The sequence below is a fragment of the Phyllobacterium sp. SL163 genome (genome assembly GCF_049896885.1).
In the GTDB taxonomy this organism is placed as follows: domain Bacteria; phylum Pseudomonadota; class Alphaproteobacteria; order Rhizobiales; family Rhizobiaceae; genus Phyllobacterium; species Phyllobacterium calauticae.
On sequence record NZ_JAFCVE010000008.1, the window covers coordinates 44088 to 69675 of the forward strand.

A 25588-nucleotide genomic window follows, 5' to 3' on the forward strand; every position below is an offset into this window, starting at 1 on the left:
GCGTCCTAATGGTGGCCGGGTTCCTCGATCCGGCCGACATATTCCCAGATCGTCACCACGATCAGGATCAGGCTGGTTGCAGCACCGAGCACGAGCGGCGAGAGCGCACCGCCCGCAAAGGCCAGAACGGCGCACAGGACCAGTCCCGCCATATGCGAAAGCGGTGGCCTGCCCTCCACATAGCCCTTGAACAGCAGGTTGCCGATGAGATAGAGTGCCGTTCCGCCGATCGAGGTCCAGAGCACCGAGGGCGCGGAATGGCCGAGTGGATGCGCCAGCACCAGTTCATCGGAAACGGCCACCACGATGATGCCCGCCACCAGCAGCACATGGATATAGGTATAGGCGACGCGGGCGATCCGGCCGGGATCATCGGTCGACGCGATCTTGTGGTGCGCGCGCAGTTGCCCGACATTGAAATAGATCAGCCACATGGCCACCGAAGCGACGAAGGTCGTCAGGAAGGCCGAGAACGCAATGAAGGTCCATTCCTGCTCGGCGAATGTCGCGCCGGATACAAGGATGGATTCGCCGAGCGCAATGATGATGAACAGCGCGGCGCGCTCGGCCATGTGGTCGCCGTCCACATCCCAGTCCGCCGTCGTCGAAGCGCCAAGGCCGGGGGTGCGGAAGCCCAGCGCCGGACCCGCCAGCTCGATCAGCAGCGCAACCAGCCAGAAAAACACCCGGTTTTCCGGATCGGCCAGCCCGCCGCTGATCCAGAATACGGCGGAAACGCCAAGCCAGACCGAGATGCGCACGAAGTTCAGGTAGTTGGAGCGGTTGTGGTGGCGCATCGCCCACATGACGAAGAGCGAGCGGCCCAGCTGCATGGTGACGAAAGCCAGGGCAAAAACCAGCCCGCGGCCGGCAAAGGCCGTGGGTATGGACGTTGACAGCACCAGCCCCGCCAGCATCAGCACGAACAGCATCGCCCGCACCGGCGGCGTCGTCGGATCGAGCCAGTTGGTCACCCACGCCGTGTAGACCCACACCCACCAGACCGCCGCGAGCAGCAGAGCGCTTTCGCCAAGCCCCTTGAGGCTGAGGTCATGCAGCAGGAAGTGCGAAATCTGGGTGACGGCAAAGACGAAGACGAGATCGAAGAACAACTCGACGAAATCGACTTTCGCGCTGTCGCTCCCGCCCCGTATACGCGCGTAATTCCGGATTGCCCCAGACAGTGCCATGCATCGCCCTCCAACATCAGACCCTGAAAAACGCTGCCTGATTAATGCCGCCAATCCAAGCCTTTTGCGATATTAACCACAGGATGGTGCGTGTATCCCGCAAGCGGGTGTGTGAAGACTACTGACAAAACGCCCTTGTCATCGCCATGCCGACTGCCTCTAATGCTGCAAATCACCACCATTGGGAAAGGCTTACCATGCGCTTCACGGACCGCTATCCGATCATCGTCACCGAGAAAAAAGAGGCTTGCCGCGATTTCTGGATACGGCATCTCGGCTTCACCAGCGGTTTTGACAGCACATGGTTCTGCTGGCTTGCAGGCGAGGACCATACGGCCTCCATCGCCTTCATGACGCCGGACCATCCGTCAGCGCCGCCCGGCCCGGAAAGCTTTGGCGGCAAGGGCATGTGTTTCGAGCTGCAGGTGGATGACGCGGCGGCGGCTTTCGAAAAGGTCACCGCAAGCGGATTGCAGGTGGAATATCCGTTGACCGACGAGCCTTTCGGCCAGCGCCGTTTCGGTTTTCGCGATCCTTCGGGCCTGTGGATCGACATTGTCGAGCAGAGCGAACCGCAGGCCGGTTTCTGGGACAAGTATATGATCGGAGGCTAGGGTCTGGACCTCAGGCCTTGGTTTCCGGCGGCACCGGCGTCGGCTTGCCCGATGTATCGAGTGCCACCATGACGAAATCCGCATGGGTGACCCGCTCCATCAGGTCGGAGAGGTAGCGTTGTGCCCATGCTTCCACCTTCAGCGTGATGGAGGTGCGCCCGACATGCTCGATATGCGTGTAGACGCACAGCGTATCGCCGATCTTGACCGGCTTGGCGAAGGCCATTTCCTTTACCGCCGCCGTCACCACCCGGCCGCGCGCCCGTTCCGCCGCGCGGATACCGCAGGACAAGTCCATCTGTGCCATGACCCAGCCGCCAAAAATATCGCCGGCCGCATTGGCATCCGCAGGCATGGCAAGCGTGCGCAGGGTCAGTTCGCCGATCGGCTTGGTTTCTTCACTCACGTCCGGTCTCCATAGGCATGTGCATGTGGGCTTATGATGCAGTGCAATAGAGGCAATGGAAAGACCTTCCGTGCAAGAACTGTCAGAAAGCCGACATGCGGGGTCGTTGCACGGTTTTTGACATGCGCGCCCTCTCCCTTAGGGTCGGGCGGACAGTGAACCACCGGAGCAGGCCATGAAAATCACCGATATAAAAACCTTCGTCGTCGGCAACCCGCCGCCATCGTTTGGAGGCACGTGGTTCATCTTCGTCAAGCTCACCACCGATTCGGGTGTTGTCGGCTACGGCGAGGCCTATAATTCGACGGTCAGCCCGCAGGTGATGCGCAGGGTGATCGAGGATGTCGCCGAGCGCTGGCTCATCGGCCAGGACCCGCACCACATCGAGCGGTTTTTCCGCCGCGCCTATTCCGGCGGCTTCACCCAGCGTCCTGACGTAACCATCATGGGCGCCGTATCGGCGCTGGAAATGGCCTGCTGGGATATCATCGGCAAGGAAGCCGACAAGCCCGTCTACGAATTGCTGGGCGGGCGGGTGCATGAGCGGCTGCGCAGCTACACCTATCTCTATCCCAAACCCGAGCTGGGCGAGACTTCGGCGATCTACTGGAATGCCGAAGCCTCGGCGGAGCGCGCCGCGGAATATGTGGCGCAGGGTTACACCGCCGTGAAATTCGATCCGGTCGCGCCCTACACCTCCTTCGACCCGCGCCAGCTTTCACTCGAAGAACTCGATCTCGGCGAAAAATTTGTCCGTCTGGTGCGCGAGGCTGTCGGCTCCAAGGCGGATATCCTGTTCGGCACCCATGGCCAGATGACACCGACCAGCGCCGTGCGGCTGGCCAGACGGCTCGAACCCTACGATCCCTTGTGGTTCGAAGAACCTGTCCCGCCTGATATGCCGGAGAACATGGCCTATGTGCAGCAGCACACCACGATCCCGGTGGCGACGGGCGAACGCCTCGCCACGAAATATGAGTTTCAGCGGGTGCTGGTGAACCGCGCCGCCAATATCCTGCAGATGGATCTGGGGCGCGTCGGCGGCATCCTGGAAGCCAAGAAGATCGCCGGCATGGCTGAAACGTTTCATGCGCAGATCGCCCCGCATCTCTATTGCGGACCGATCGTCGGCGCAGCCAATATCCAGCTTTCCACCTGCAGCCCGAATTTCCTCATTCTCGAATGCATCCAGGCCTTTGGCGGGTTCCATGCCAAGCTGCTCAAGACGCCGCTTGAATGGGAAAACGGCTATGTCATCCCGCCGACGGCGCCGGGCCTCGGCGTCGAACTCGACGAAGCGGTGGCCGAAGCCCATGCCTATGACGGCCACGAACTGCATCTGAACATGGGCCGCGACCCGCTGATCGTCTGACCGCGGCAGCACCCGGTTGTTGAAAAATTGTCACGCCGGCGGCAGTTCGGCGTGCCTGCCGCCGGCCGGGCGGTGCTTTTAAGTTGCAGTGCGGCCGAAATACTGGTTCTAACTTCCGGAGTGCTGTCCGGAGTGTGTTCATGACCGTATCCCGCTTGTCGGCCTTTCTGCTCGTCATGCTTGTGCTGACAGGGTGCGGTGGTCGTGCTGTGCTGGGTCTCACGTCCCAACACGTCGTCAAGGCCAATGCGGCGGTGCCCGCGCCGGTGCTCAACGACAAGACCGGACCCAAGGCCGTCATTCCGATTTTCGTCGCGACCAGCCGCGAGCGGTCGGACAATCTCTCCCTGCCCTATTCGGCCAAGCGCTCCCCAACCCTCAATTTTGCCCGCGTCGATGTCGGCATCCCGCCGAACCACAAGCGCGGCGAAGTGGAAAAGAGCAGCAGCAAACCCAATCCGGCCCGGGATTTTGCCGCAACGGCGTTCCAGCCCTATGGCAGCAAGCAGGTCTTCGTCGAGAAGATCAACGCGGAACTGGCCAAACGTCCCGCCAACCAGCGCGAGCTGTTTGTTTTCGTCCACGGCTACAACAACAATTTTGCCGACAGCGTCTTCCGGCAGGCGCAGTTCGCCTATGATTACGGCCTTCCCGCCGTTTCCGTCCACTATTCCTGGCCGTCGGCAGGTTCACTCGGCCTTTACGTCTATGACCGCGACAGCGCCACCTATGGCCGCGACGGTCTTGCCGAACTTCTGCAACTGGCTGCGGCGACCAAGGCGACGAAAATCCTGCTGGTCGGCCATTCCATGGGCTCGTTCGTGGTCATGGAAGCCCTGAGCCAACTGGCGCAGACCGGCCATCGCGACGTGTTCCGCCGCCTGTCGGGCGTCATGCTGGCGGCGCCGGACATCGATATCGACGTGTTTCAGGGACAGGTCCGGGATATCGGCGAACTACCAAAACCCTTTACGGTGCTGGTTTCCCGCGCCGACAGTGCCCTGAGCGTGTCAGGACGGATTACCGGCGGCCACCCGCGCGTCGGCGACGGCTCCAGCATCGCCGTGCTGCAGAAACTCGGCATCGTCGTCCTCGATGCGTCCGACCTCGACGGCGGGTCGCATGGGGTATTCGCAAGCTCGCCGACGCTGATGAACATGGTGCGCAGCGGGCAATTGTCGCAGAAAGTGCTGTCCGGTGATGAGACACCAGCCGGGCAGTCCGTTCTCGCCGATGGCACCTCCGTCATAACAGGCGCAGCGTCGCTTGTGATCTATCTTCCCGCCCGGCTTCTCGGCGCCGTTCAATAGGCCGGCGGCGGGAGACGCGAAACCAACAATCCGCGACATAAATTTTTATCGCGGATTGTTGGTTAAGTCATGATTCCGCTGTATTTTTTTGAAGAATTCGCTCATATATCAATTCTCTCTTTTTCTGAAAGATCGGTCCGTGCCTCTCCATATCGAGCTCGTTGGCAGTCTTGCTGCCTTGATCACCACCCTGTGCTGGGTTCCGCAGATCATCAAGATCGTTCGGCACCGGGAAACCGGCAGCATTTCGCTCATCAGCAATGCTTCGCTGGCACTTGGCGTGTTGCTCTGGCTGTTCTACGGGATCATGATCAGTTCCTGGCCGGTCATCGCGGCAAACGCCACGACGCTGCTGCTGATCCTGACCATTCTCGGCCTCAAGCTGCGCTACGGCTGATACCCCGGAACAGGACGGACCCTGACAATCCTCCTGACAACCTTATGTCAGGAGCCTGCCGTTTCCGGCGACTTTTGCGGACTTGGCTCTTTCCATTTTGCCGGACTCCCACCATATTCAACTCATGGTTAAATCTCCTGACAAATATAACGCGGATGGTTTCGGCGAAGCGCCGCAATCGGAACTGGAAGGCACACCGCTCTCCGGCTCGATCAGCGATTGGGCCAAGCAGATTTCCGAGGAAACGGCCAAGCCGCAGCCCAAGGTGACGAAGCCGAAGAAGGCAGCCGCCAAGCCAACCAGCAGTTCCAGGACCTCGCGCGGCACCTCCATCGGCGGATCGAGCGATCCGAAGACGCGCGCCGCGGCCGGACTGAACCCGGTCGCCGGCCTGGATATTGCGCTTGAAGACACCGCCAACCTGCCCGCAGGCGGCGCCACCGCCACCGTTGCCGCGCTCTCCGCCCTGATCGAAAGCGGCAATCCGCTGTTCAAGAACGGCACGGCCTGGCAACCGCACCGCCCTGCCCGCCCTTCGAAATCCGAAGGCGGCATCGCCATCCGCATGGAAACGGATTTCCAGCCCTCCGGCGACCAGCCGACGGCCATCCGCGATCTCGTCTCCGGCATTGCCGACGATGACAAGACGCAGGTGCTTTTGGGTGTTACCGGTTCGGGCAAGACCTTCACCATGGCCAAGGTCATCGAGGAAACCCAGCGCCCGGCCCTGATCCTCGCGCCCAACAAGACGCTGGCGGCACAGCTCTACGGCGAGTTCAAATCCTTCTTCCCCAACAATGCGGTCGAGTATTTCGTTTCCTATTACGATTACTACCAGCCGGAAGCCTATGTGCCGCGCTCCGACACCTTCATCGAGAAGGAATCGTCGATCAACGAGCAGATCGACCGGATGCGCCACTCGGCTACCCGTTCGCTCCTGGAACGCGATGACGTGATCATCGTCGCCTCCGTCTCCTGTATCTACGGTATCGGCTCGGTCGAGACCTATACGGCCATGACCTTCGAGATGAAGATCGGCGACCGGCTCGACCAGCGGGCACTGCTCGCCGATCTGGTGGCGCAGCAGTACAAGCGGCGCGAGATGGATTTCACCCGCGGCTCGTTCCGGGTGCGCGGCGACACGATCGAACTGTTCCCTGCCCACCTTGAGGACCGGGCCTGGCGCATTTCCATGTTCGGCGACGAGATCGAGACGATTACGGAATTCGACCCGCTGACGGGCCAGAAGACCGGCGATCTCAGCCAGGTGAAGATTTACGCGAACTCGCACTATGTGACGCCGCGCCCGACGCTGAACCAGGCGATCAAGTCGATCAAGGAAGAGCTGAAGCACCGGCTGGTGGAACTCAACCAGGCGGGACGCCTGCTGGAAGCGCAGCGGCTGGAGCAGCGCTGCACCTTTGATCTCGAAATGCTCGAGGCGACCGGTTCCTGCGCCGGCATCGAGAACTATTCGCGTTATCTCACCGGCCGCAAGCCGGGCGAGCCGCCGCCCACGCTGTTCGAATATATCCCCGACAATGCGCTTGTTTTCATCGACGAAAGCCATGTGACCGTTCCGCAGATCGGCGCGATGTACAAGGGCGACTTCAGGCGCAAGGCAACGCTGGCCGAGTACGGCTTCCGCCTGCCCTCGTGCATGGACAACCGTCCGCTGCGTTTCGAGGAATGGGACGCGATGCGCCCGCAGACCGTTGCGGTTTCGGCGACCCCGAGCAATTGGGAAATGGAAGAAGCCGGCGGCGTGTTCGCCGAGCAGGTCATCCGGCCGACCGGCCTGATCGATCCGCCGGTCGAGGTGCGTCCGGCCAAATCGCAGGTCGACGACGTTCTCGGCGAAATCCGCGAGACATCGGCAAAGGGCTACCGCACGCTGGTCACCGTCCTGACCAAACGCATGGCGGAAGATCTGACGGAATATCTGCACGAACAGGGCATCCGCGTGCGCTACATGCACTCGGACATCGACACGCTCGAGCGCATCGAAATCCTGCGTGACCTGCGGCTCGGCGCCTTCGACGTGCTCGTCGGCATCAACCTGCTGCGCGAGGGCCTGGACATTCCCGAATGCGGGTTTGTCGCCATTCTCGATGCGGACAAGGAAGGATTCCTGCGCTCCGAGACATCGCTGATCCAGACCATCGGCCGCGCCGCCCGCAACGTCGACGGCAAGGTTGTTCTTTATGCCGACCACGTGACCGGTTCGATGGAACGGGCCATGGCCGAAACCAGCCGCCGCCGCGAAAAGCAGGAAGCCTACAATACGGCCAACGGGATCACGCCCGCCAGCATCAAGAAGAACATCGGCGATATCCTCAACAGCGTTTACGAGCGCGATCACGTCCGGGCGGATATTTCAGGCTTTGCCGAGTCCGGCGCGATGATGGGCAACAACCTCAAATCGCACCTCGAACATCTGGAAAAGCAGATGCGCGAAGCCGCCGACGATCTCGACTTCGAAGTGGCGGCACGGCTGCGCGACGAAATCAAGCGGCTGCGCGAGACGGAGCTGGCCATATCGGACGACCCGATGGCGCGCGAAGTGGAACTGGAAAGCCCGGTCAGCGGCCGCACCAAGGGCCGGCACAATGCCGGCCGCGCCATGCACCGCGTGGTCACCGACGAGAACAGCGATCCGAACTCGCCGCTGTTCCGCAAGAACACGCTGGATGAGATGACTGTTGGCCGGACAGAGAAGCCGGTACGCGGCGCCGTGCCGGAAAAACCGGCACTTCCCGGTGCTACCAACCGGAATGACGATGCCATCATCCGCCGCGAGCGCAGCGGCATCGGCTCCTATGAGGACGCAAACGATGCGCGCAAGAAGCGCCGACCGGGCAAAACGGGACGTCCGGGGCGGTAGATCAGAATACTCACCCCCCTCTGGGCTGCCGACGTGATCTCCCCCACAAGGGGGGAGATCACGTCGGCATCAATGGTTTCGCGTTATTTTCGATGCCGAAGATTGGCTGAAAGGTTCTGAAAGCTGATCTCCCCCACAAGGGGGAGATGCCCGGCAGGGCAGAGGGGGGTGTAAATCCCCTCCCTACTCCGCGTCTTTGCCGAACACAGCCGCACCGACCCGTTTGATCTCCCGGGCGAAATCAGGATCATCCACGGCGCGCGCCAGCACCACGGTGCCCACCAGCCCCGCCATGATGGCAATGGCCTTTTCACGCTGCCGGGCTTTGCTGCGGCCGGTCACGGCGTTGACGAGAATATCGAGAAGCGCCTTGGTGCCCTCGGTGAAACGCGAACGGACGGGACCGCCGCGCCGCGCGATATCCGGCGCCAATGCTGCCATCATGCAGCCGCTCATCTGTCCCTCGCCATGGGCGTCGCCAGCCAGATAGGATTGGGTGATCGCGCCGAGCGCATCGTCGGGCGAGGCCTCGGACAGGCTGGTCCACCGCCGGACCGACAAAGCCATGGCCGCCGCGCAGGCCTCGGCGATCAGGTCATCCTTCGAATTGAAATGACCATAGAAACCGCCATGGGTGAGCCCCGCGCTTTTCATCACATCGGCGACGCCGATGCCGTCAAAACCCTTTTCGCGGAACTGCTGTCCGGCGATCTCTATGATCCGGGCGCGGTTCTGTGCTGCCTGGTCCCTGCTGACGCGCATGAAACAATCCTTCAAAAAAACTGCATTGACAATTTATATGATGACCGTCATCAATAGTCAACATGATGACCGTCATCTAAAGGCCGATTACCCTCCAGGGAACACGAACATGATTTCATCGCCTCTCGCTGCCGCGCTCGCCCGGCGCAATATCCACTATGGCTGGGTCGTCGTATCCGTCACCTTCCTCACCATGCTTGTGACGGCGGCAGCGGTCGGTGCTCCCGGTGTGCTCATCGTGCCGCTGGAAAAGGAATTCGGCTGGACGACGGAACAGATCGCCACCGCCTTTTCCATCCGGCTGCTGCTGTTCGGGCTGATGGGCCCGTTCGCTGCGGCGTTCATGAACTATTTCGGCGTACGGAAGGTCGTGTGTGTGGCGCTTGCGTTGATCGCGGGCGGCTCCTTCCTGTCCCTCGGCATGACGCAGATCTGGCAGCTCATCCTGCTGTGGGGCGTGGTGATCGGCTTCGGCACCGGCCTGACCGCCATGGTGCTTGGTGCGACTGTTGCCACCCGCTGGTTTACCGACCGGCGCGGGCTGGTGCTGGGCATGCTGACCGCAAGCTCGGCCACCGGACAGCTGGCTTTCATGCCGCTCATGGCCTCCATCAGTGAAAACTACGGCTGGCGCGCGGCGACCATGATGGTCTGCGCCCTGCTCGCCGTCGCAGCCGTCGCGGTCTTCCTGCTGATGCGGGACCGCCCGTCCGATGTCGGCCTGCCCGCCTATGGCGAGAAGGACGTGGCGAAGACCGCGCCGATTACCGGCGGCCTGCTGTCGCTCATCATCCTGCCGCTGGCCACCCTCAAGGAAATATCGCGCACCAGCACATTCTGGGTGCTGTTTGCCACCTTCTACATCTGCGGCGCCAGCACCAACGGCCTCATCCAGACCCACTTCGTCGCGCTCTGCGGTGATTACGGGCTTGCGGCCGTCACCGCCGCCAGCGTGCTGGCCATGATGGGTTTCTTCGATTTCTTCGGCACGATCGGCTCCGGCTGGTTGTCCGACCGCGTCGACAACCGCTGGCTGCTGTTCTGGTACTACGGCCTGCGCGGCGCCTCGCTGCTGTTCCTGCCCTACAGCAATTTTTCGATTTACGGCCTGTCACTGTTCGCCATGTTCTACGGTCTCGACTGGATCGCCACCGTGCCGCCGACGGTCAAGCTGGCAACGGACCGTTTCGGCCGTGAAAAGGCCGGCATGGTGTTCGGCTGGGTCTTTGCCGGTCACCAGCTTGGAGCAGCGTCGGCAGCCTATGGCGGCGGTTTTGCCCGCACGGAATATGCAAGTTATCTCCCCGCCTTCTTCACCGCCGGTATCCTGTGCCTGATCGCCGCGCTGCTGGCGCTGACCATCCGCAAGAGCAGCAAGGACGACCGCGTCGGCGAACCCGCCATCGCGCATTAAGCCGCAAGGCTTCTGCGACTCGAGCAGTAAAGACTACTGTACAACGCGCGCGCGGCGACCGGCAGCTTTAGCCCGGTTGCCGCACGTTTCCATGCTGCACCAGCGGCGCGTGTGATTCTTGCTGGTGTCGTAGAACACGATGCAGCAGCGCTCATTGCTGCAGTGGCGGACATTCGTCGCTTCGGTGGAAACAAACCGGGCAAAGTCAGTGGCGATTGCAGCCAATACGCTTTGCGGCCCGCTGGTGACAGGCTTTGCGCTGGTCGCCCATCCGCTCCCTGAATTCTCCAGAACCGTTGCAACCGGATGCTCCGCCATGCGCCGGTTGATATCGGCGACAAAGGCAGGATTGAGCGCCGTCCCGGCCGCGAGACTGTCCGCCGCCGCGCGCAAGTGCGCGCGGAACGTCTGCGCCTCGGTCAAGGCCGCGTCGAACGTGGCCGTATCGTCCTCATCAGCCTGAAGATCGGCTGTCTTCGCCCACTGCAGAAACGCACCGTCATTGCCGATGAGATCGATGAGCGCGCCATCGATGATCTGTGTGTTGACGAAATCCAGCCAGAGGGCATTGCCCAGAAAAATGAACGGCATCGCATGTCCTTTCGCCCCTAGAAGTAACCATCAAAATTCAATTTGACAAGTTACTCTATTTGAGTAACCATCAAAATGTAATTTAGACGGTGAAACCACTCATCCAATAGGAGCAGAAACGATGTCACAATCGAACGAACACGCACGCCCGGTGATCAGCTACCGGACCGAGGAGATCGACGGTCTCAAGATTTTCTACCGCGAAGCCGGGCCGAAGGACGCGCCGACGCTGCTCCTGCTGCACGGCTTTCCCACCTCGTCGCATATGTTCCGCGATCTCATTCCGCTGCTGGCCGACCGCTACCACGTTGTCGCGCCGGACTATCCCGGCTCGGGCTATAGCGACGCCCCGTCCCACACGGCGTTCCGCTATACGTTCGATCATCTCGCCGACATCATCGACGCATTCACCCGGAAGCTTGGCCTCAAGCGCTACGCCCTCTATGCGCAGGATTTCGGCGGCCCCGTCGGTTTCCGCCTCGCCTCCCGCCATCCCGAACGGGTGACGGCGATTGTCGTACAGAACGCCGTGGCGCATGAAGAAGGCCTGTCGGACGGCTTTGCCGCCGCGCGCCGCCTGTGGGCCGACCGCAATGCGGAGACGGAGACCGCCATGCGCCGCCACCTCTCGATCGAGGACACAAGAGGCCAATACCTGTTCGGCGCGAAAGATCCGGCCCGCATCAGCCCCGATGCCTGGACCCACGCGCAGAACGGCCTCGACCGTCCCGGCATTGCCGAGGCCCAGCTCGACCTGCTCCATGATTACCAGTCAAACCTCAAGCAGTACCCGCATTTCCACGCCTATTTCCGCGAGCATCAGCCGCCCATGCTGATCACCTGGGGCAAGCATGATCCCTTCTTCGCGCTTGCCGGGGCCAGGGCCTATGCCGGACAACTGCCCAATGCTGAGCTGCATATTTTCGATGGCGGGCATTTTCTTCTGGAAGATCATGCCGAAGAAGTCGCCGTGCTGATGCGGGAGTTTCTTGGGCGTACAGTGAGCATCTAAAGCAAAAACTGTAGTGCGTGGTTCGACAAGCTCACCATGAGGGATGTTGAGGATTGCAGGGAGTTATAGTCTGCAGCGATTGTGATTTGCCTTGCACCAAACCACCTCCCTCATGGTGAGCTTCCTGAGCTTGTCGAAGGGCGAACCACGCAACACCTCGATGCAAATCCGGTATCAGTTGGCCACCCATTGCAGGATCAGCGATCCCAGGGCGGCGGATGCGGTGGCTTCGTCAACGCAGCCGCAGGTCATTTCCCGGGAAATGGCCTCGGCTGCGCCGATGATACCGACACAGCGCAGGCGCAGATCATCGGCAGAAAGTGCCGAATAGGGTGCCAGCGCGGTGCGGTAGAGATCGACATAGCCGTCGATCAGCGCTTTCTGAAATGCTTCCATCTCCTCATCGCCCTTGAGCGCGGCGGAGATGGCGTGCCATTCCGGGCCTATGGAGCGGTAGCAGGCCATATAGGCCTCGCTCATCAGCCGGGCGACGCTCGCCAGTTGCTTCGGTGCCTGTTCCAGCGCCGCCAACAAATCATCGACCTGTTGCTGGTCCAATTGCTGATACAGCGCGATCAGCAGGCCGGAGCGTGTGCCGAAATGCTCATAGGCAATCGGCTTGCTCACCCCCGCGCGCTCCGCCAGATAGCCAAGCGTCAGCGCATCGGTTCCCTGTGTGCGAACGATCTCCAGCGCCGTTTCCATGAGCTGCTCCCGCCGCTGGGCTTTCGGCATTTTCTTGGCGGCTGCGGTCTTGCTCATGCGGATTCCCTTTTTCACCAGATTAGCAATCCAACCCCTTGACTTGCAATCGCACGCCCATATATTACTAAAGGTAACTTACTTATAGTAACATGAAGGGAATTCCCATGTCCACAACCATTGCAGCCCCTGTCCTCATCATTGGCGGATCCGGTATCGTCGGTTCGCAAGCCGCACAAACCCTGCGCAAGCTCCACCTGGATCTGCCCATCGCCATCGGCGGACGTGATCTGGCCAAAGCAAAATCCGTCGCCGACACTCTCGGCGGTGCCGAAGCGGTTTCCATTGATCTTGACCGGGCCGATCTCGGCCAGCCCGCCGGCAAGGCCTTCAGCGCCGTCGTGCTGTTCGTGAAAGACGAGACGCTCAACAGCTTGAAATTCGCGCAGGCGCGTGAGCTGCCTTATCTCAGCGTTTCCAGCGGAGTGTTCGAAGTCGGCCCCGAGATGGCGCATTACATCCACAAACCCAACAGTTCGGCGATTCTCATGGCCAGTACATGGCTGGCAGGGTCGGCCACCTTCCCCGTGCTTCAGGTCGCCCGAGACTTCCGCCGGATAGACGAAATCACGATTGCGGTGGTGCTGGACGAGCAGGACATGGGCGGGCCGGCCGCCTTTGCCGATTTCGAACGGCTGACACAATCCGCCCCCAATCCGCTGGCGCTCAAGAACGGCAAATGGCGCTGGGTCACGGGCGCGGAAGCCACCCGCAGTTTCACGGATATCGACGGTAAGCAGATCGAAGCCAGCGCCTATTCCCCCTTCGACGTCCTCAGCCTTGGCGTTGCCACCGGCGCGCACTCCATCCGCTTCGACATGGCGTATGGCGAATCGGCCAGCCGCCGCCGGGGCGAGCCCTTTTCCACCGAGATCGTCATAGAAATCAGTGGCGAACTGAACACCGGCGAGCAGACGACAACCCGCCTGGATATCGTCCATCCGCAGGGTCAGGCACCTCTGACTGCCCTCAATGTGGCATTGTCAGTCGAGCGCCTGCTTGGCCTTTCCGGCGGGGAAAAGGTGGCACCGGGGCTGTATTTCCCCGACGGTCTGATGGAACCGGATTATGTGGTTGCGCGGATGCAGGAGTTCGGCGCGGTGTTGCGCCGCACCGATGCGGAAAACCATCTGTGGGTTTCCGGGGAGAAGCGGCATATCGCTCGCGCACGAGCGGAAAAGGAATGCTAAGGAGGTCCGCGCGCGTTTGACCGTGCGCGGAATCACCACCGGTCTGGAGAAGCAATGAAGGTCGATATCGACATGGGAGCGGCGCCCGCAGGCGCAAAAGCCATGCTCGACCTGGAAGAGCTTCTGGCCACGCGCCTGCTGGTGCAGGGCAATTCCGGCTCGGGCAAATCCCATCTGCTGCGCCGCCTGCTCGAACAGAGCGCCCAATGGGTGCAGCAATGCGTCATCGATCCGGAAGGCGACTTTGTCACCCTTGCCGACAAATACGGCCATGTGGTCGTCGACGGCGCCCGCACCGAGAATGAACTGACCCGCATTGCCGCGCGTATCCGCCAGCACCGGGTGTCCGTGGTGCTCGATCTCGAAGGCCTCGATGTCGAGCAGCAGATGCGCTGCGCGGCGGCCTTTCTCGGCGGCCTGTTCGATGCCGAGCGCGACTACTGGTATCCCATGCTTGTCGTGGTCGATGAGGCGCAGCTGTTTGCCCCGGCGGTTGCCGGCGAGGTCTCCGACGAGGCGCGCAAGCTGTCCCTTGGAGCCATGACCAACCTGATGTGCCGCGGCCGCAAGCGCGGACTTGCCGGGGTTATCGCCACGCAGCGGCTGGCCAAGCTGGCCAAGAACGTTGCCGCCGAAGCCTCCAACTTCCTGATGGGCCGCACCTTCCTCGATATCGACATGGCCCGCGCGTCCGATCTGCTCGGCATGGAGCGGCGGCAGGCGGAACAGTTCCGCGATCTGGCGCGCGGACACTTCGTTGCCCTGGGACCCGCGCTGTCGCGCCGCCCGCTGCCGGTCACCATCGGCCCGGTCGAAACCTCCGCCCGCTCGTCCAGCCCGAAGCTGACCCCGCTGCCGCAGCAGGCCGACGACGCGCATGAGCTGATCTTCACGCCGGCGCCCGAAGAGCGGCGCCCGGTCGTGCGGCGCGCGCCCACGCCGCCGCCACCCACCCCAACGGCCGACATCCTGGCGCAGCTGACCCAAGCCAAGGCAATGGCCGAAGCGGAAGCGCCCGCCCTGACGCTGTTCCCGGAAATCGACGAAGCCGAACGCAGCGCGCTGATCGATGCGGTCATGCAGGAAATGCTGGGCGACCCGGATGCCGGTTTCCGCACCGATGCGGTGCTCTATCAGGATTTTCTGGTGCGCTGCCGCATCCGCCGCGTCCCCGGCGACGCGCTGTCACTGCCCGCCTTCCGCCGCAAGCTGGCGGTGGCGCGTGCAGGCATTGACGGTGAAACCGCGCAAAGCGAGCCGTGGCAGCAGGCGCTGGAACTGTCCAAGAGCCTGCCCGATGATGTGCAGGGTGTGTTCTTCATTGTCGCGCAGGCTGCGGTCACCGGCAATCCCTGCCCGTCCGATGCAACGCTTGCCCGCGCCTACGGCACCCATTCCGCCCGGCGCGCCCGGCGGCTCCTGACCTATTTCGAGGAACAGGGACTGGTGGTCGTCCGCACCGATTTTGCCGGAAACCGCGTCGTCGCCTTCCCCGATCTCGGCTGCGAGACAATGGCGGGCGATCCCAACAGTCCCGATGACGGCGCGCAGGACCAGCACGCCGCCGAGTAAGAGGCCTGCTCCGTTTCCGATCAATCGCTGGCGGGTGCCAGCAGAACTTTCCGCTGCAGATCCTGGCGCACCTTGCCCACAGCCTCCGCCATCTGTTCCACATCTTTCGGCGTGCAATAGCCCCGGTCGATGGACATGACGTAGTGACGTCTTGCGTGGATTTTCCGTCCCTCCGCCGCGTAGGCGGCATCATACCGGATGGGCCCTTCGGCCAGCGACACGGATTTTGGCAGGGAGCGGACGCCGACGCCTTCCGGAATGGTTCCATCATAGGTGTCGTCGAGCTCGACGGCCGCACAGGACGTTGCATAGTGCGGTTCGGGGCGCTCCATGGCAAAGCTGGTCATGTCCGGTATGGAGTAGCCCAACGCCAAGGGGGGCGTGATGGCAAACGCCTCGGGACCGGACAGATCGAGGCCGGTCTGATCGACGGTGAAATCGATATCGATCTTGTAATCCCGTGCATCGCTTTTCGGATCGTCCGCAGTGTAGCTGCCCTTGCCCTTCAAGCCGTTGCGGGCAAGAAGCTGCTGCACGAGACCGGCACGCTGCAGGGGATCGACGCCCGCGACGGCGCGGCGCCGGTCAATCGATATGCCGCCCCGCGAAATTTCCACAATCCTGCCTTGCAGCGATCCATCCATGTTGAGTGACCAGGTCGTGCTGGTGGACAATGAATTCTCCGGCGCCGTCATGGCGGGCGTTGTGCGGACGCCCGTCAAGCCATCCACGTGCAAGACAGCTTTCGACGACAGCCAATAGCCTTTCAAACCGAATGGCAGATATTCGGCCGTGGAATCGAGATAAAGATCAAATTCCGGCACATAGGTAATGATGTGATCGAAATAGCCCGGCAGCGCTTCAGAGGGCAGACTGAACAGATCGCCCGAAGCAATGAGAGCGCCATGGCTTTCAATCCCCCTGGCGCGCAGAAGCGCCTCGAACAGGACAACGTGGTCCTTGCAGTCGCCATAGCGGTTTCGCAGAATGTCCCCGGCCGGATGCGGCACGTAGCCCCCTTGTGCCAGATACAGGGCGACATACCTGATATTGCCGCGCACCCAGTTATAGATCCGCTGCGTCTGCTCGCGCCGACCGGGAACATCTTTCGTCAGTTCGTCGGCAAGCGCCTGAATCTCCGGCGTTACCGCAAGCTTGTCGTCGGCGCGCGCCCGGTAGGCCTGGGCGATGGCATTCCAATCGGCAAAACTCGTAACGATGATATGCGGACTGTTTACGAAGACGTCCGCCTTGCCGTGGTCAAGCGGTCTGGTGTCGGGCTGGGCAAAGCTCCAGCTCCAAACGTCGTCACCCTTTTTATCCGTCGCCCGCACCTCGTTCATCGCCAGGGCTTCACTGCGCAGATCGAGGGACTTCGGAGCCTTCAACACCAGCGTGTAGGCAAGCACCCGTTCGTCCGGAGCAAAAGAATCCGCATAGGCAAAATGCCCGGGAAAATCCGGTTCCCTCTGGATTTTCCGCACCCGATAGCGAACGCTGTCGCCAATCTCGATGTCGGGGAAAATAATGGTCTTTTGCTTGCTCGTGCTGAACACCGGCTGCCCCGTCGCCGCCGGGTCCTCCTGCAGCCGGATCTGATCCGGCTGCACCTGGATGCGCCGCCCGTCCGCCTTGATGGTTTCCGCCTCGATGATGTCAAGGCTTGCCAGCTGATCGTTGAAGCTGAATGTCTTCTTCGCAAAACTGTCGCGGCCGCTGGCATCAAGCAGCCGGCGCGTTGTCTGCCACTCCACGGTGTAGCTGCCATCCTTCTCAACCGTGATAACATCCGAAGCGGAGATGTATTCTTCCTTCACCACAGGCACTGCATCCTGTGCATGGGCCTGCTGCAGCAATGCAAACAGCCATAAAATGAGGAGGCCCAACCGTAGCGTTCCAAAGGGAGACTTCATAAAAATAAACGACATTATGACTCCTATAAATTAATGTTATTACGTAACTAATATTGAATATTCTCAAAAACATATATGGATGTCCGCACGGGACACCCCCTCAAGGCAAATTCCTTGGGGAAACAAACCATACCCCAAGCCTGACAAACTTGGAAAGATGCCGCTTGGATTAGCGCCTTTCCTGCTCAAATAGAACCGGTTCTGTTTAAGCCGGAAAGGCTCTAGCCGAGTTCAGCCAGCAGCGGTGCGAGATCGCCGAGATGGTCGATCTGGCGGAAGCGCGGCTCCGCCACCGGCGCATCCACATGTTCGAGCACCCAGGTCAACGCATGCGGGACATAGATGCCCCAGCCGCCGGCCTGAATGGCCGGAACCACATCCGATTTCAGCGAATTGCCGATCATCATGCTGTGCTCCGGGCCATCGCCATGGCGGCTGAAAATCCGCTCATAGGTGGCCCGGTCCTTGCTGCTGACGATCTCAACCGCATCGAAAAAATCGCCAAGGCCCGATTGCGCCAGCTTGCGCTCCTGATCGAAGAGATCGCCCTTGGTGATCAGGACCAGCCGGTAGCGCCCGGCCAAGTGCTCCAGCGTGTCCTGCACATGCGGCAGGGTTTCGATGGGATGACGCAGCATGTCCCGCCCCGCCGCCAGGATTTCGCCGAGCACGGATGACGGTATCTTGCCATCCGTCACCTCCAGCGCCGTCTCGACCAGCGACAGGGTGAAACCCTTGATGCCGAAGCCATAGAGATCGAGATTGCGCCGTTCCACCTCCAGAAGCCGGTCCGACAGGTCGGGCACATCCGTGTAGGGAGCAAGCAGCGTCTCGAAATGCTTTTCCGACAGGCGGAAGAACTGTTCGTTTTCCCAGAGCGTATCGTCTGCGTCAAAACCGATGGTGGTGAGGGAGGTCATTCTCGAACTCTCATGCGTTGCCGAAATGGTGATCCTAGTTGTGTAGCGCTTGCCACCGGCAAAATCCACCAGCCGGGGCAGACGTTGCCTTGTTTCGCCACAAATCAAACCCCACCTGCGGCGGACTGGAAACCGGAGCACCAGCCTGTTGACCCAAGCCAAACCGCCACGACGCGCCCTGTTTATCGTCAATCCCAATGCGCGCAGCGGCCGGAAGCCGATCGATCCCATCCGCAAGGCATTGGAAACCGGCGGGCTGACGCTGGTCGATGCGTCACCGGACAAGGACGAATCCATCTCCGACCTCATCAGGCGCATGCAGGATGCATGCGATCTCGTGATCATCGGCGGCGGTGATGGCACGCTGAACGCCGCCGCTGCCGGTCTTGTCGAGACCGGCCTGCCACTGGGTGTCCTGCCATTGGGCACGGCCAATGATTTCGCCCGGACGATCGGCCTGCCACCCGTCCCGCTCAAGGCGGTGGAACTGATCCTTTCCAGCGAACCGCGCCCCATTGATCTCGGCGAAGTCAACGGCAATCTGTTCTTCAATGTTGCCAGCATCGGCTTCAGTGCCGAACTGGCCGCGGAATTGACGGAAAAGGCCAAGAAGCGCTGGGGCAAGCTCGGCTATGCCATGGTTGCCGCCCGCCTCCTCGCCCGCTCCCGGCTGTTCACCGCCTATGTCGAGCATGACGGCTCGGTCGAAACAATCCGGACAATGCAGGTTTCCGTCGGCAATGGCCGCCATTATGGCGGTGGCATGACCGTAGAGGAAACCGCGACCGCCGACGACGGGCGGCTGGATTTCTACAGTCTGGAGGTGGATCACTGGTGGCGGTTGCTGGGTCTCCTGCCCAGCTTGCGCAAAGGCACCCACGGCCGCTGGGACGATGTGCGGGCCTTCCAGACGACGCAAGTCACCATCAAAACCAGTAAACCGCGCCCCGTGAACACCGACGGCGACCTTACCACCTGGACCCCTGCGCATTTCCGCATACGGGAGAAGGCAATCCGGGTCTTTGCTCCGGCAACACCGGCCAGAGCAGCTTCTGTCTAGATCGACAGCCTCTCCAGACTTTCCTCCGCAATGTCTCTGTGCTTTATGCTCATCAGTGGAATGCGTGACGAATGGGGGCTGGGTGAACGCACTTTGTAAGATCGCTCTGGGGGCATCACTCACCTTGCTGACCGCATCGATTGTGCTTGCGGCCGATAACCCGTCCGTACCGGCACCGCCGCAGCCGCCCGCCCCGACCGTCAGCCAGATATGCGCCGCCATCGCCACCCAGGCCGACGGCCACGGCGTGCCGCGCGACTTCTTTGCCCGCCTGATCTGGAAGGAAAGCCGCTTCGACGATCAGGCGGAAAGCCCGGTCGGCGCGCAAGGCATCGCCCAGTTCATGCCGGGCACCGCCCGGGAGCGGCAACTGGCCAATCCCTTCGATTTCGCCCAGGCGCTTCCGGCATCGGCGGCGCTGCTCAAGGATCTGCGCGCCACCTTCGGCAATTGGGGACTGGCAGCGGCCGCCTACAATGCCGGACCGACACGCGTGTCGAAATGGCTGTCGAGCGGCGGTTTCCTGCCACTCGAAACCGAGGACTATGTGCTTGATATCACGGGGCGTCCGGCCGATGACTTTGCGGCGGGCGCGGAGATCGGCGCTGCGCCGCTCAATGTCAAACTGGGCTTCGATACCGCGTGCCGCCAATTGCCGGTTGTCCGCTCGGCGACGATCTCCATGGCGCAGATCAAGCCGAAACCCTGGGGCATCCAGATTGCCGGAAACTTCCGCCGCTCAGCCGCCGTGAACCAGATGGAACGGCTGCGCCGCGCCTTTCCGGCCATCCTGAACCAGCACGAGCCGGTCATCAGCCGCTATCGCACGCCGATGGGCCGGCGCGGCATCTATGCCGTGCGCATCGGCGCCGATACGCGCGGCGAGGCCAATGCCATCTGCGCCAAGCTGCATGGCGCCGGCGGCGCATGTATTGTTCTGCGCAACCGCTAGAGTTAGAAGCCAAAATTTGACCATTTGGACAGTTTTATGCGGCATCACTACCGCATACAACCTCGAATTGCGGCGGCCCGCGCGGTTAATACATGGGTTGCAGGCAACGATTTTGCGCGGCGAAGTATGTCGGCTGCACAGCTGTTCGATATAGTCGCCTAAACGATGGAAAAACTTTTGCTTGCCAAAAAACACTTATTCTAGCAGTCTCAAAGCGTTCGGGCATCTGCGAACACTGGAAGACTGGAAGAACGGCGCGCCGGAACCGCAAGAATACCGGGTCGGGAGAAATCCCGGCAATGATCGGCTCCTTTCCTGAATTCGAGAACTGCCTGCATGATTTACGCCGGATGTATCTTACAAAAGGCGGCACTACCAATCCCGCAAGCCCGGAGGGGAACGCGGTAAGTAAGGAAAAGGAACGGAGCATGGCACAGACCGGTACGGTCAAATTCTTCAACAGTGAAAAAGGCTTTGGCTTTATCAAACCGGATGATGGCGCAGCGGACATTTTTGTCCATATCTCCGCCGTTCAGGCATCCGGCCTCACAGGTCTCGCAGACAATCAGAAGGTTTCCTTCGATACCGAGCCTGACCGTCGTGGCAAAGGCCCCAAGGCCGTCAACATCACGGTTACGGAATAATTCAGGCGGCGCAAGCCGCTTCGGGACCCCCGGACACGCCCGGGGGTTTTCCCTGAAAGTCCACCTCCCCGGTCGCGGCGATGGCTGCGCGTCCGCAAAGCGGATGCTTTGCGTGGAAATTCCCCCCAATTATCCAGTTTGGGCACCCTTCGCGCGTTTCTTGCCATGGATTTGCTGATATTATGATGTCGATGTGCCTTTCCCGCATGGGGTGCAGGGAACGAAAGTGCCCGCTTTCCGTTCAGCTTGCATTCATTCTGGAACGTTTAAAACACACATCACGGCTGGCGCCCCCACTGAAAGTCCAGCCCAACACGATCAGGCGGCTCCAAAAGTTCCGCCAAGGATGCTTCAAAGGAGGCACAGATGTTTAAAGGTATGAAGATTGCCATTCTTGCGACGGCAGCTTTTGCAACGATCGCCGTTCCGCTTGCTTCGTCGGCATCGGCTGATGATTGGGGCTGGCGCCGTCATCATCATCGCGGCGGCGGCGATGCACTCGCAGCCGGCGCTATCGGCCTTGCCGCAGGTGCGCTCATCGGCGGCGCACTCGCCCAGCCACGCGAACCCGACGTGATCTATCGCGACTACGATGATCGTCCCGTCTATCGCGCCGCGCCGGTTCGCGTCTATCGCGAAGTGCGCCCGGTCTATTATGGCAGCGCCCAGCCGTGGTCACGCGCCTGGTATCGCTATTGCGCCGACCGCTACCGCTCTTTCAATCCAGAAACCGGTACGTTCCGCGGTTATGACGGACGTGCATATTTCTGCAACGCCAACTGATCGCTGATCAGCCGGATTGAAAAAAGGCCGCCGGATCGTTCCGGCGGCCTTTTTGTCAGGTCAGGAACGGATTGGTGCGGCGCTCTTCGCCGAAACGGCCGCCGGGGCCATGCCCGCAGATGAAGCCGATATCGTCGCCAAGCGGAAACAGCTTGTTCTTGATCGAGTTGATCAGGGTCTCATGGTCGCCACCCGGCAAATCCGTGCGGCCGACCGAGCCGTTGAACAGGACATCGCCGACATGCGCGAACTTGGCGGCCCGGTTGTAGTAAACCACATGGCCCGGCGCATGGCCCGGACAATGCAGCACCTCGAACACATGCGACCCGAAGGACACCGTATCGCCATCCGCAAGCCAGCGGTCCGGCGTGCAGTTGCGCACGCCGCTGCCCTGGATGCCGTACTGGACCGCCTTCTCCTCCATTGAATCAAGAAGGAATTTATCCGCCTGGTGCGGACCGATGATATCGACGCCGAGTGCCTCCTTCATATCCATGGCACCTGCCGCATGATCAATATGGCCATGGGTGATCCAGATGGCGTCGATGGTGATGCCGTTGGAGCGGATGGCATGGAGCACCTGATCATTGTCACCGCCCGGATCGATCAGGACGCCATGCTTGTCATCGCTGTCGAAGAGGATCGTGCAGTTCTGCTGAAAGGCCGTCACGGGGATAATACCGGCCTGCAATTGTCCCATTTTCTTCCAACCCTATGCTTTCGGAAATCTCGTACATCAGGCTTTAGCCCAAATAAAAAGGGCGGCCAATGGGACCGCCCTTGAAAATCGCTTGCGTCCTGTGATGATCAGGATTTGGCCAGCGCGTTCTTGATCGCACCAACGATTGCAGTGAGGATAAGACCGCCAACACCGCCACCGGCAACATTGCCGATGATTGAGCCGAGATCCAATCCCGACGATGATGCTGCGTTTGCCACGAGCTGGGCACCACCGGCGCCAAGGTATTGCGTCAAGTAGCCACCCACTAGTCCACCAACGCCGCCGGCAATCGTGTTGCCAGTCGGGCCAAGAGTCAGGTTCTTGAGAATACCGCCGACAATATTGCCGCCGACAGCCCCTGAGATCAGTTGGATGATGAGAGGAAGAAGTGCACCCATAATTGACACCCCGTCAACGTTTCGCGTCAGACTCATGCCTGACACTGGCATGTTGACTAAGTTTTGGGCAATGTCAAACCGGTTGATGCCTCAATAAAGAGGTATCAACCGGTTGTTTTCGTTAGCAAGCTTGCAGTATCGGGCTGAGCGCGCCTTATTTGCGCTCTGATACTGCGAGTTATTCCGCCGCTGCTTTCTTCGGTGTTACTTCGGCGGCGTAATCGTTCATCAGGTTGATTGCGATCTCGCCAACGGTGAAGCGGTGTGGCCCGATCTCCGAGACCGGCGTCACTTCCGCAGCCGTCCCGGTCAGGAAGCACTGTTCGAAACCTTCCAGTTCTTCCGGCATGATCGCCCGTTCGACAACCTCATAGCCGCGGCGCTTGGCCAGCTCGATGACCGTGCGGCGGGTGATGCCGTCGAGGAAGCAATCCGGCTTCGGCGTGTGAATGACACCGTCCTTGACGAAGAACACGTTGGCGCCGGTGGCTTCGGCCACCTGGCCGCGCCAGTCGAGCATCAGCGCGTCCGCATAGCCCTTGGCTTCAGCGGCGTGCTTGGAGATCGTGCAGATCATGTACAGGCCGGCGGCCTTGGACTTGGAGGGAGCCGTCTTCGGATCCGGGCGGCGATATTCCGCCATATCCAGACGAATACCCTTGAGCTTCTGCGCCGGGTCGAAATAGCTTGGCCACTGCCAGATGGCGATGGCCACGTTGATCCTGTTGTTCTGGGCCGAAACGCCCATCGACTCACTGCCGCGCCACGCGATCGGGCGCACATAGGCATCCTGAAAGCCCTGCTTGGCAAGGAGCTTGCGGCAGGCATCGTTCAGTTCTTCGACCGAATAGGGAATGGTGAAGCCAAGAATACGCGCCGATTCGTGCAGACGCTCCGTGTGTTCGTTGAGCTTGAAGATTTCGCCGCCATAGGCGCGCTCACCTTCAAAGACCGAGCTTGCATAATGCAGGCCATGAGTCAGCACGTGAACCTTAGCATCTGCCCAGCGAACGAATTCGCCATTCATCCAGATGTAACCTTCAAGCTGATCAAATGGTACGGATGCCATGTTTTCCTCCAGGCGTTTGATTCCTGATCGTTTGACGGGTTTGAGACGACGCCAATTGTTCCCGTTTCACAATTGGTGAACCTTGGCTCCCGACAGCGCCGCGCGTTCTTCTTGAACGCGCAAAGGATGCTGTCCATTTCGAATTCACGCCTGATCCCCGATGAAAATCGTACCGATTTTCGGACCATGCGTGGCAGCAATAGGCGTTTCGATGAGGAAAAATGTCCCGGAAACACTTATTGGCTTTTCGTTTCATTCAAAATGCGGCCAACAGCTTGCCAAAAATTATCAGCAGTCTAAAATTAAGTCAACAAGACTGACATATTATTCGGCGACACATGAATGAGAGCGGGAGCCCTGCATGAAACCTTATACACCGGATCGGCATATTGAGACAGCCCTGACCAAGGCGGATGCGCGCGAACTCGACCTCATCGAGCTGTTTTTCTTTGCCTACCGTGACTTCACCGCCGACCCGGATCTGATTCTGGAAAAGCTGGCTTTCGGCCGCGCCCATCACCGGGTTCTCTACTTCATCAACCGTAAGCCGGGCATGACCGTTGCGGAACTGCTGGATGTGCTGCAAATCACCAAGCAGAGTCTCGCCCGTGTTCTCAAGCAGCTGATCGACACGGGCCATGTCGTGCAGATACCCGGCCCGCGCGACCGGCGGCAGCGCGAACTCTATCCCACCATGAAGGGCAGAGAACTCGCGCTTGAGCTTGCCGCACCGCAATCACGCCGCATTGGCAGTGCATTGGAGCAAATCGGTCTGGCTGACCGGGCCGTGATCGAACATTTCCTCAAAGCGATGGTCAATCCGGGCCAAAGGCAACAGATCGACAGTCTGCCACAGGCAGGTTAGTTTATGCCGGATAGGGACGTCCGGGGACCAAGGGCGGGCGCCAATGCCCGGAGAGAGAAGGAATGATTTTGGTGAGTGAAGAACTTCCGCTTTCAGACGATGCGCCGCACCTGCTCATTGTCGACGATGACACCCGGATTCGAAACTTGCTGTCGCAATATCTGACCGGCAGCGGCTTTCGCATTACGGTGGCTGCCAATGCGGACGAGGCCAGGCGCAAGCTTGCCGGCATTGACTATGATCTGCTGATCCTCGATGTGATGATGCCGGGTGAAAGCGGCGTGGCCCTCACCCAGTCCCTGCGCCAGGAAAAGAGCGTTCCCATCCTGATGCTCACGGCCCTATCGGAAACCGACAGCCGCATCAGCGGTCTGGAAGCGGGTGCGGATGATTATCTGCCGAAACCTTTCGATCCGCGCGAACTGATCCTGCGCATCAACAATATCCTGCGCCGCGGCGCCCCGGCATCGCAGGCCAAGATCGAGCAGATCGTTTTCGGGCCCTACACCTTCGTCATCGCCAAGCGCGAATTGAAGCGTTCGGGTGAACTGATCCGCCTGACCGACCGCGAGCAGGATATCATGGCGATATTCGCGGCCCGTGCCGGTGAAACCGTGCCCCGGCATGAGCTGACCGGCCAGGAAGGCGATGTCGGTGAACGGACAATCGACGTGCAGATCAACCGGCTGCGCCGCAAGATAGAAAATGACCCGGCCAATCCGGTTTGGTTGCAGACGGTGCGCGGCGTCGGCTATAAATTGAGCGTGGAGTAAACGTCCCGATCCGC

The 25588-nt window shown here is 60.7% G+C and carries 25 protein-coding genes; 15 read left to right on the forward strand and 10 right to left on the reverse strand.

Translation table 11 applies throughout. The features are described from left to right. Positions 1-5: 5 nt before the first annotated feature. Entirely contained in the window at positions 6-1190 is a 1185-nt protein-coding gene (locus tag ACP7B1_RS18115) for a low temperature requirement protein A (RefSeq protein WP_346307433.1), read from the reverse strand. Between the two features lie 197 nt (positions 1191-1387). Here ACP7B1_RS18115 and ACP7B1_RS18120 point away from each other — a divergent pair, with 197 nt between their 5' ends. Next, positions 1388-1804 carry a VOC family protein gene (locus ACP7B1_RS18120; RefSeq protein WP_346307432.1) on the forward strand — a complete coding sequence of 139 codons (417 nt, stop codon included), beginning with the start codon at positions 1388-1390 and terminating at the stop codon, positions 1802-1804. Positions 1805-1814: 10 nt separating this feature from the next. On the opposite strand, the gene ACP7B1_RS18125 is transcribed toward ACP7B1_RS18120, so the two are convergent. Next, positions 1815-2159: an acyl-CoA thioesterase gene (locus ACP7B1_RS18125; protein ID WP_105733051.1), complete on the reverse strand. Its 345-nt coding sequence runs from the start codon at positions 2157-2159 to the stop codon at positions 1815-1817. A 226-nt stretch (positions 2160-2385) separates the two neighbouring features. On the opposite strand from ACP7B1_RS18125, the gene ACP7B1_RS18130 reads away from it, so the two are divergent. The 4 genes from ACP7B1_RS18130 to uvrB all read left to right on the forward strand — a co-directional run bounded on the left by ACP7B1_RS18130 (position 2386) and on the right by uvrB (position 8173). Continuing rightward, positions 2386-3582: a mandelate racemase/muconate lactonizing enzyme family protein gene (locus ACP7B1_RS18130; protein ID WP_346307431.1), complete on the forward strand. Its 1197-nt coding sequence runs from the start codon at positions 2386-2388 to the stop codon at positions 3580-3582. Between the two features lie 140 nt (positions 3583-3722). Then, on the forward strand, positions 3723-4892 hold the full coding sequence (locus tag ACP7B1_RS18135; protein WP_346307430.1) for an alpha/beta hydrolase: 1170 nt from the start codon (positions 3723-3725) through the stop codon (positions 4890-4892). 139 nt (positions 4893-5031) lie between these two features. Beyond that, complete coding sequence (locus ACP7B1_RS18140; RefSeq protein ID WP_223612606.1) at positions 5032-5289, forward strand: SemiSWEET family sugar transporter; 258 nt, start codon at positions 5032-5034, stop codon at positions 5287-5289. Positions 5290-5413: 124 nt separating this feature from the next. Further along, positions 5414-8173: an excinuclease ABC subunit UvrB gene (uvrB, locus tag ACP7B1_RS18145; protein WP_346307429.1), complete on the forward strand. Its 2760-nt coding sequence runs from the start codon at positions 5414-5416 to the stop codon at positions 8171-8173. Positions 8174-8356: 183 nt separating this feature from the next. Here the strand turns inward: uvrB and ACP7B1_RS18150 are convergent, their stop codons facing one another. Continuing rightward, positions 8357-8935, reverse strand: coding sequence for a TetR/AcrR family transcriptional regulator (locus ACP7B1_RS18150; protein WP_223612604.1), 579 nt, complete (start codon positions 8933-8935; stop codon positions 8357-8359). A 109-nt stretch (positions 8936-9044) separates the two neighbouring features. Between ACP7B1_RS18150 and ACP7B1_RS18155 the strand changes: the two genes are divergently transcribed. After that, positions 9045-10349, forward strand: coding sequence for an MFS transporter (locus ACP7B1_RS18155; protein ID WP_346304943.1), 1305 nt, complete (start codon positions 9045-9047; stop codon positions 10347-10349). A gap of 33 nt (positions 10350-10382) precedes the next feature. Here ACP7B1_RS18155 and ACP7B1_RS18160 read toward each other — a convergent pair whose 3' ends face one another. Further along, complete coding sequence (locus tag ACP7B1_RS18160) at positions 10383-10940, reverse strand: CGNR zinc finger domain-containing protein (RefSeq protein WP_346304944.1); 558 nt, start codon at positions 10938-10940, stop codon at positions 10383-10385. A gap of 121 nt (positions 10941-11061) precedes the next feature. Here ACP7B1_RS18160 and ACP7B1_RS18165 point away from each other — a divergent pair, with 121 nt between their 5' ends. Continuing rightward, positions 11062-11952 (forward strand): alpha/beta hydrolase, encoded by an 891-nt coding sequence (locus ACP7B1_RS18165; protein WP_346304945.1) that lies wholly within the window; start codon positions 11062-11064, stop codon positions 11950-11952. 174 nt (positions 11953-12126) lie between these two features. On the opposite strand, the gene ACP7B1_RS18170 is transcribed toward ACP7B1_RS18165, so the two are convergent. Continuing rightward, a complete protein-coding gene (locus tag ACP7B1_RS18170; RefSeq protein WP_346304946.1) occupies positions 12127-12714 on the reverse strand; it encodes a TetR/AcrR family transcriptional regulator in 588 nt (195 codons plus the stop codon). Positions 12715-12821: 107 nt separating this feature from the next. Between ACP7B1_RS18170 and ACP7B1_RS18175 the strand changes: the two genes are divergently transcribed. Both ACP7B1_RS18175 and ACP7B1_RS18180 read left to right on the forward strand, forming a co-directional pair. Next, a complete protein-coding gene (locus tag ACP7B1_RS18175; protein WP_346304947.1) occupies positions 12822-13904 on the forward strand; it encodes an NAD(P)-dependent oxidoreductase in 1083 nt (360 codons plus the stop codon). Between the two features lie 54 nt (positions 13905-13958). After that, positions 13959-15476, forward strand: a complete 1518-nt coding sequence (locus ACP7B1_RS18180; protein ID WP_346304948.1) for an ATP-binding protein — start codon at positions 13959-13961, stop codon at positions 15474-15476. Between the two features lie 20 nt (positions 15477-15496). Here the strand turns inward: ACP7B1_RS18180 and ACP7B1_RS18185 are convergent, their stop codons facing one another. Then, positions 15497-17404, reverse strand: coding sequence for a DUF3857 and transglutaminase domain-containing protein (locus tag ACP7B1_RS18185; RefSeq protein ID WP_346304949.1), 1908 nt, complete (start codon positions 17402-17404; stop codon positions 15497-15499). 206 nt (positions 17405-17610) lie between these two features. Then, positions 17611-18309, reverse strand: a complete 699-nt coding sequence (locus ACP7B1_RS18190) for an HAD family hydrolase (RefSeq protein ID WP_346304950.1) — start codon at positions 18307-18309, stop codon at positions 17611-17613. Between the two features lie 148 nt (positions 18310-18457). On the opposite strand from ACP7B1_RS18190, the gene ACP7B1_RS18195 reads away from it, so the two are divergent. The 4 genes from ACP7B1_RS18195 to ACP7B1_RS18210 all read left to right on the forward strand — a co-directional run bounded on the left by ACP7B1_RS18195 (position 18458) and on the right by ACP7B1_RS18210 (position 21748). Then, on the forward strand, positions 18458-19369 hold the full coding sequence (locus ACP7B1_RS18195; RefSeq protein WP_346304951.1) for a lipid kinase: 912 nt from the start codon (positions 18458-18460) through the stop codon (positions 19367-19369). Positions 19370-19493: 124 nt separating this feature from the next. Further along, entirely contained in the window at positions 19494-20321 is an 828-nt protein-coding gene (locus ACP7B1_RS18200) for a transglycosylase SLT domain-containing protein (RefSeq protein ID WP_426137197.1), read from the forward strand. Positions 20322-20749: 428 nt separating this feature from the next. Beyond that, a complete protein-coding gene (locus ACP7B1_RS18205) occupies positions 20750-20965 on the forward strand; it encodes a cold-shock protein (RefSeq protein WP_105732051.1) in 216 nt (71 codons plus the stop codon). 366 nt (positions 20966-21331) lie between these two features. Continuing rightward, positions 21332-21748 carry a BA14K family protein gene (locus tag ACP7B1_RS18210; protein WP_223612596.1) on the forward strand — a complete coding sequence of 139 codons (417 nt, stop codon included), beginning with the start codon at positions 21332-21334 and terminating at the stop codon, positions 21746-21748. 55 nt (positions 21749-21803) lie between these two features. Here the strand turns inward: ACP7B1_RS18210 and ACP7B1_RS18215 are convergent, their stop codons facing one another. The 3 genes from ACP7B1_RS18215 to ACP7B1_RS18225 all read right to left on the reverse strand — a co-directional run bounded on the left by ACP7B1_RS18215 (position 21804) and on the right by ACP7B1_RS18225 (position 23936). Further along, positions 21804-22448: an MBL fold metallo-hydrolase gene (locus ACP7B1_RS18215; protein ID WP_223612595.1), complete on the reverse strand. Its 645-nt coding sequence runs from the start codon at positions 22446-22448 to the stop codon at positions 21804-21806. A gap of 107 nt (positions 22449-22555) precedes the next feature. Then, on the reverse strand, positions 22556-22867 hold the full coding sequence (locus tag ACP7B1_RS18220) for a hypothetical protein (RefSeq protein ID WP_346304952.1): 312 nt from the start codon (positions 22865-22867) through the stop codon (positions 22556-22558). Between the two features lie 178 nt (positions 22868-23045). Continuing rightward, entirely contained in the window at positions 23046-23936 is an 891-nt protein-coding gene (locus ACP7B1_RS18225; protein WP_346304964.1) for a branched-chain amino acid aminotransferase, read from the reverse strand. 361 nt (positions 23937-24297) lie between these two features. Here ACP7B1_RS18225 and ACP7B1_RS18230 point away from each other — a divergent pair, with 361 nt between their 5' ends. Then, positions 24298-24801, forward strand: coding sequence for a MarR family winged helix-turn-helix transcriptional regulator (locus ACP7B1_RS18230; RefSeq protein WP_223612592.1), 504 nt, complete (start codon positions 24298-24300; stop codon positions 24799-24801). A 62-nt stretch (positions 24802-24863) separates the two neighbouring features. Then, a complete protein-coding gene (locus ACP7B1_RS18235; RefSeq protein ID WP_223612591.1) occupies positions 24864-25574 on the forward strand; it encodes a response regulator in 711 nt (236 codons plus the stop codon). The last annotated feature ends 14 nt before the right edge of the window (positions 25575-25588 follow it).

Bases quoted from the DNA above. Each gene is read 5' to 3' on its own strand.
- ACP7B1_RS18115 (WP_346307433.1), bottom strand. From the start codon at position 1,190: ATGGCACTGTCTGGGGCAATCCGGAATTACGCGCGTATACGGGGCGGG.
- ACP7B1_RS18120 (WP_346307432.1), top strand. From the start codon at position 1,388: ATGCGCTTCACGGACCGCTATCCGATCATCGTCACCGAGAAAAAAGAG.
- ACP7B1_RS18125 (WP_105733051.1), bottom strand. From the start codon at position 2,159: ATGCCTGCGGATGCCAATGCGGCCGGCGATATTTTTGGCGGCTGGGTC.
- ACP7B1_RS18130 (WP_346307431.1), top strand. From the start codon at position 2,386: ATGAAAATCACCGATATAAAAACCTTCGTCGTCGGCAACCCGCCGCCA.
- ACP7B1_RS18135 (WP_346307430.1), top strand. From the start codon at position 3,723: ATGACCGTATCCCGCTTGTCGGCCTTTCTGCTCGTCATGCTTGTGCTG.
- uvrB (WP_346307429.1), top strand. From the start codon at position 5,414: ATGGTTAAATCTCCTGACAAATATAACGCGGATGGTTTCGGCGAAGCG.
- ACP7B1_RS18150 (WP_223612604.1), bottom strand. From the start codon at position 8,935: ATGCGCGTCAGCAGGGACCAGGCAGCACAGAACCGCGCCCGGATCATA.
- ACP7B1_RS18155 (WP_346304943.1), top strand. From the start codon at position 9,045: ATGATTTCATCGCCTCTCGCTGCCGCGCTCGCCCGGCGCAATATCCAC.
- ACP7B1_RS18160 (WP_346304944.1), bottom strand. From the start codon at position 10,940: ATGCCGTTCATTTTTCTGGGCAATGCCCTCTGGCTGGATTTCGTCAAC.
- ACP7B1_RS18165 (WP_346304945.1), top strand. From the start codon at position 11,062: ATGTCACAATCGAACGAACACGCACGCCCGGTGATCAGCTACCGGACC.
- ACP7B1_RS18170 (WP_346304946.1), bottom strand. From the start codon at position 12,714: ATGAGCAAGACCGCAGCCGCCAAGAAAATGCCGAAAGCCCAGCGGCGG.
- ACP7B1_RS18175 (WP_346304947.1), top strand. From the start codon at position 12,822: ATGTCCACAACCATTGCAGCCCCTGTCCTCATCATTGGCGGATCCGGT.
- ACP7B1_RS18180 (WP_346304948.1), top strand. From the start codon at position 13,959: ATGAAGGTCGATATCGACATGGGAGCGGCGCCCGCAGGCGCAAAAGCC.
- ACP7B1_RS18185 (WP_346304949.1), bottom strand. From the start codon at position 17,404: ATGTCGTTTATTTTTATGAAGTCTCCCTTTGGAACGCTACGGTTGGGC.
- ACP7B1_RS18190 (WP_346304950.1), bottom strand. From the start codon at position 18,309: ATGACCTCCCTCACCACCATCGGTTTTGACGCAGACGATACGCTCTGG.
- ACP7B1_RS18205 (WP_105732051.1), top strand. From the start codon at position 20,750: ATGGCACAGACCGGTACGGTCAAATTCTTCAACAGTGAAAAAGGCTTT.
- ACP7B1_RS18210 (WP_223612596.1), top strand. From the start codon at position 21,332: ATGTTTAAAGGTATGAAGATTGCCATTCTTGCGACGGCAGCTTTTGCA.
- ACP7B1_RS18215 (WP_223612595.1), bottom strand. From the start codon at position 22,448: ATGGGACAATTGCAGGCCGGTATTATCCCCGTGACGGCCTTTCAGCAG.
- ACP7B1_RS18220 (WP_346304952.1), bottom strand. From the start codon at position 22,867: ATGGGTGCACTTCTTCCTCTCATCATCCAACTGATCTCAGGGGCTGTC.
- ACP7B1_RS18225 (WP_346304964.1), bottom strand. From the start codon at position 23,936: ATGGCATCCGTACCATTTGATCAGCTTGAAGGTTACATCTGGATGAAT.
- ACP7B1_RS18230 (WP_223612592.1), top strand. From the start codon at position 24,298: ATGAAACCTTATACACCGGATCGGCATATTGAGACAGCCCTGACCAAG.
- ACP7B1_RS18235 (WP_223612591.1), top strand. From the start codon at position 24,864: ATGATTTTGGTGAGTGAAGAACTTCCGCTTTCAGACGATGCGCCGCAC.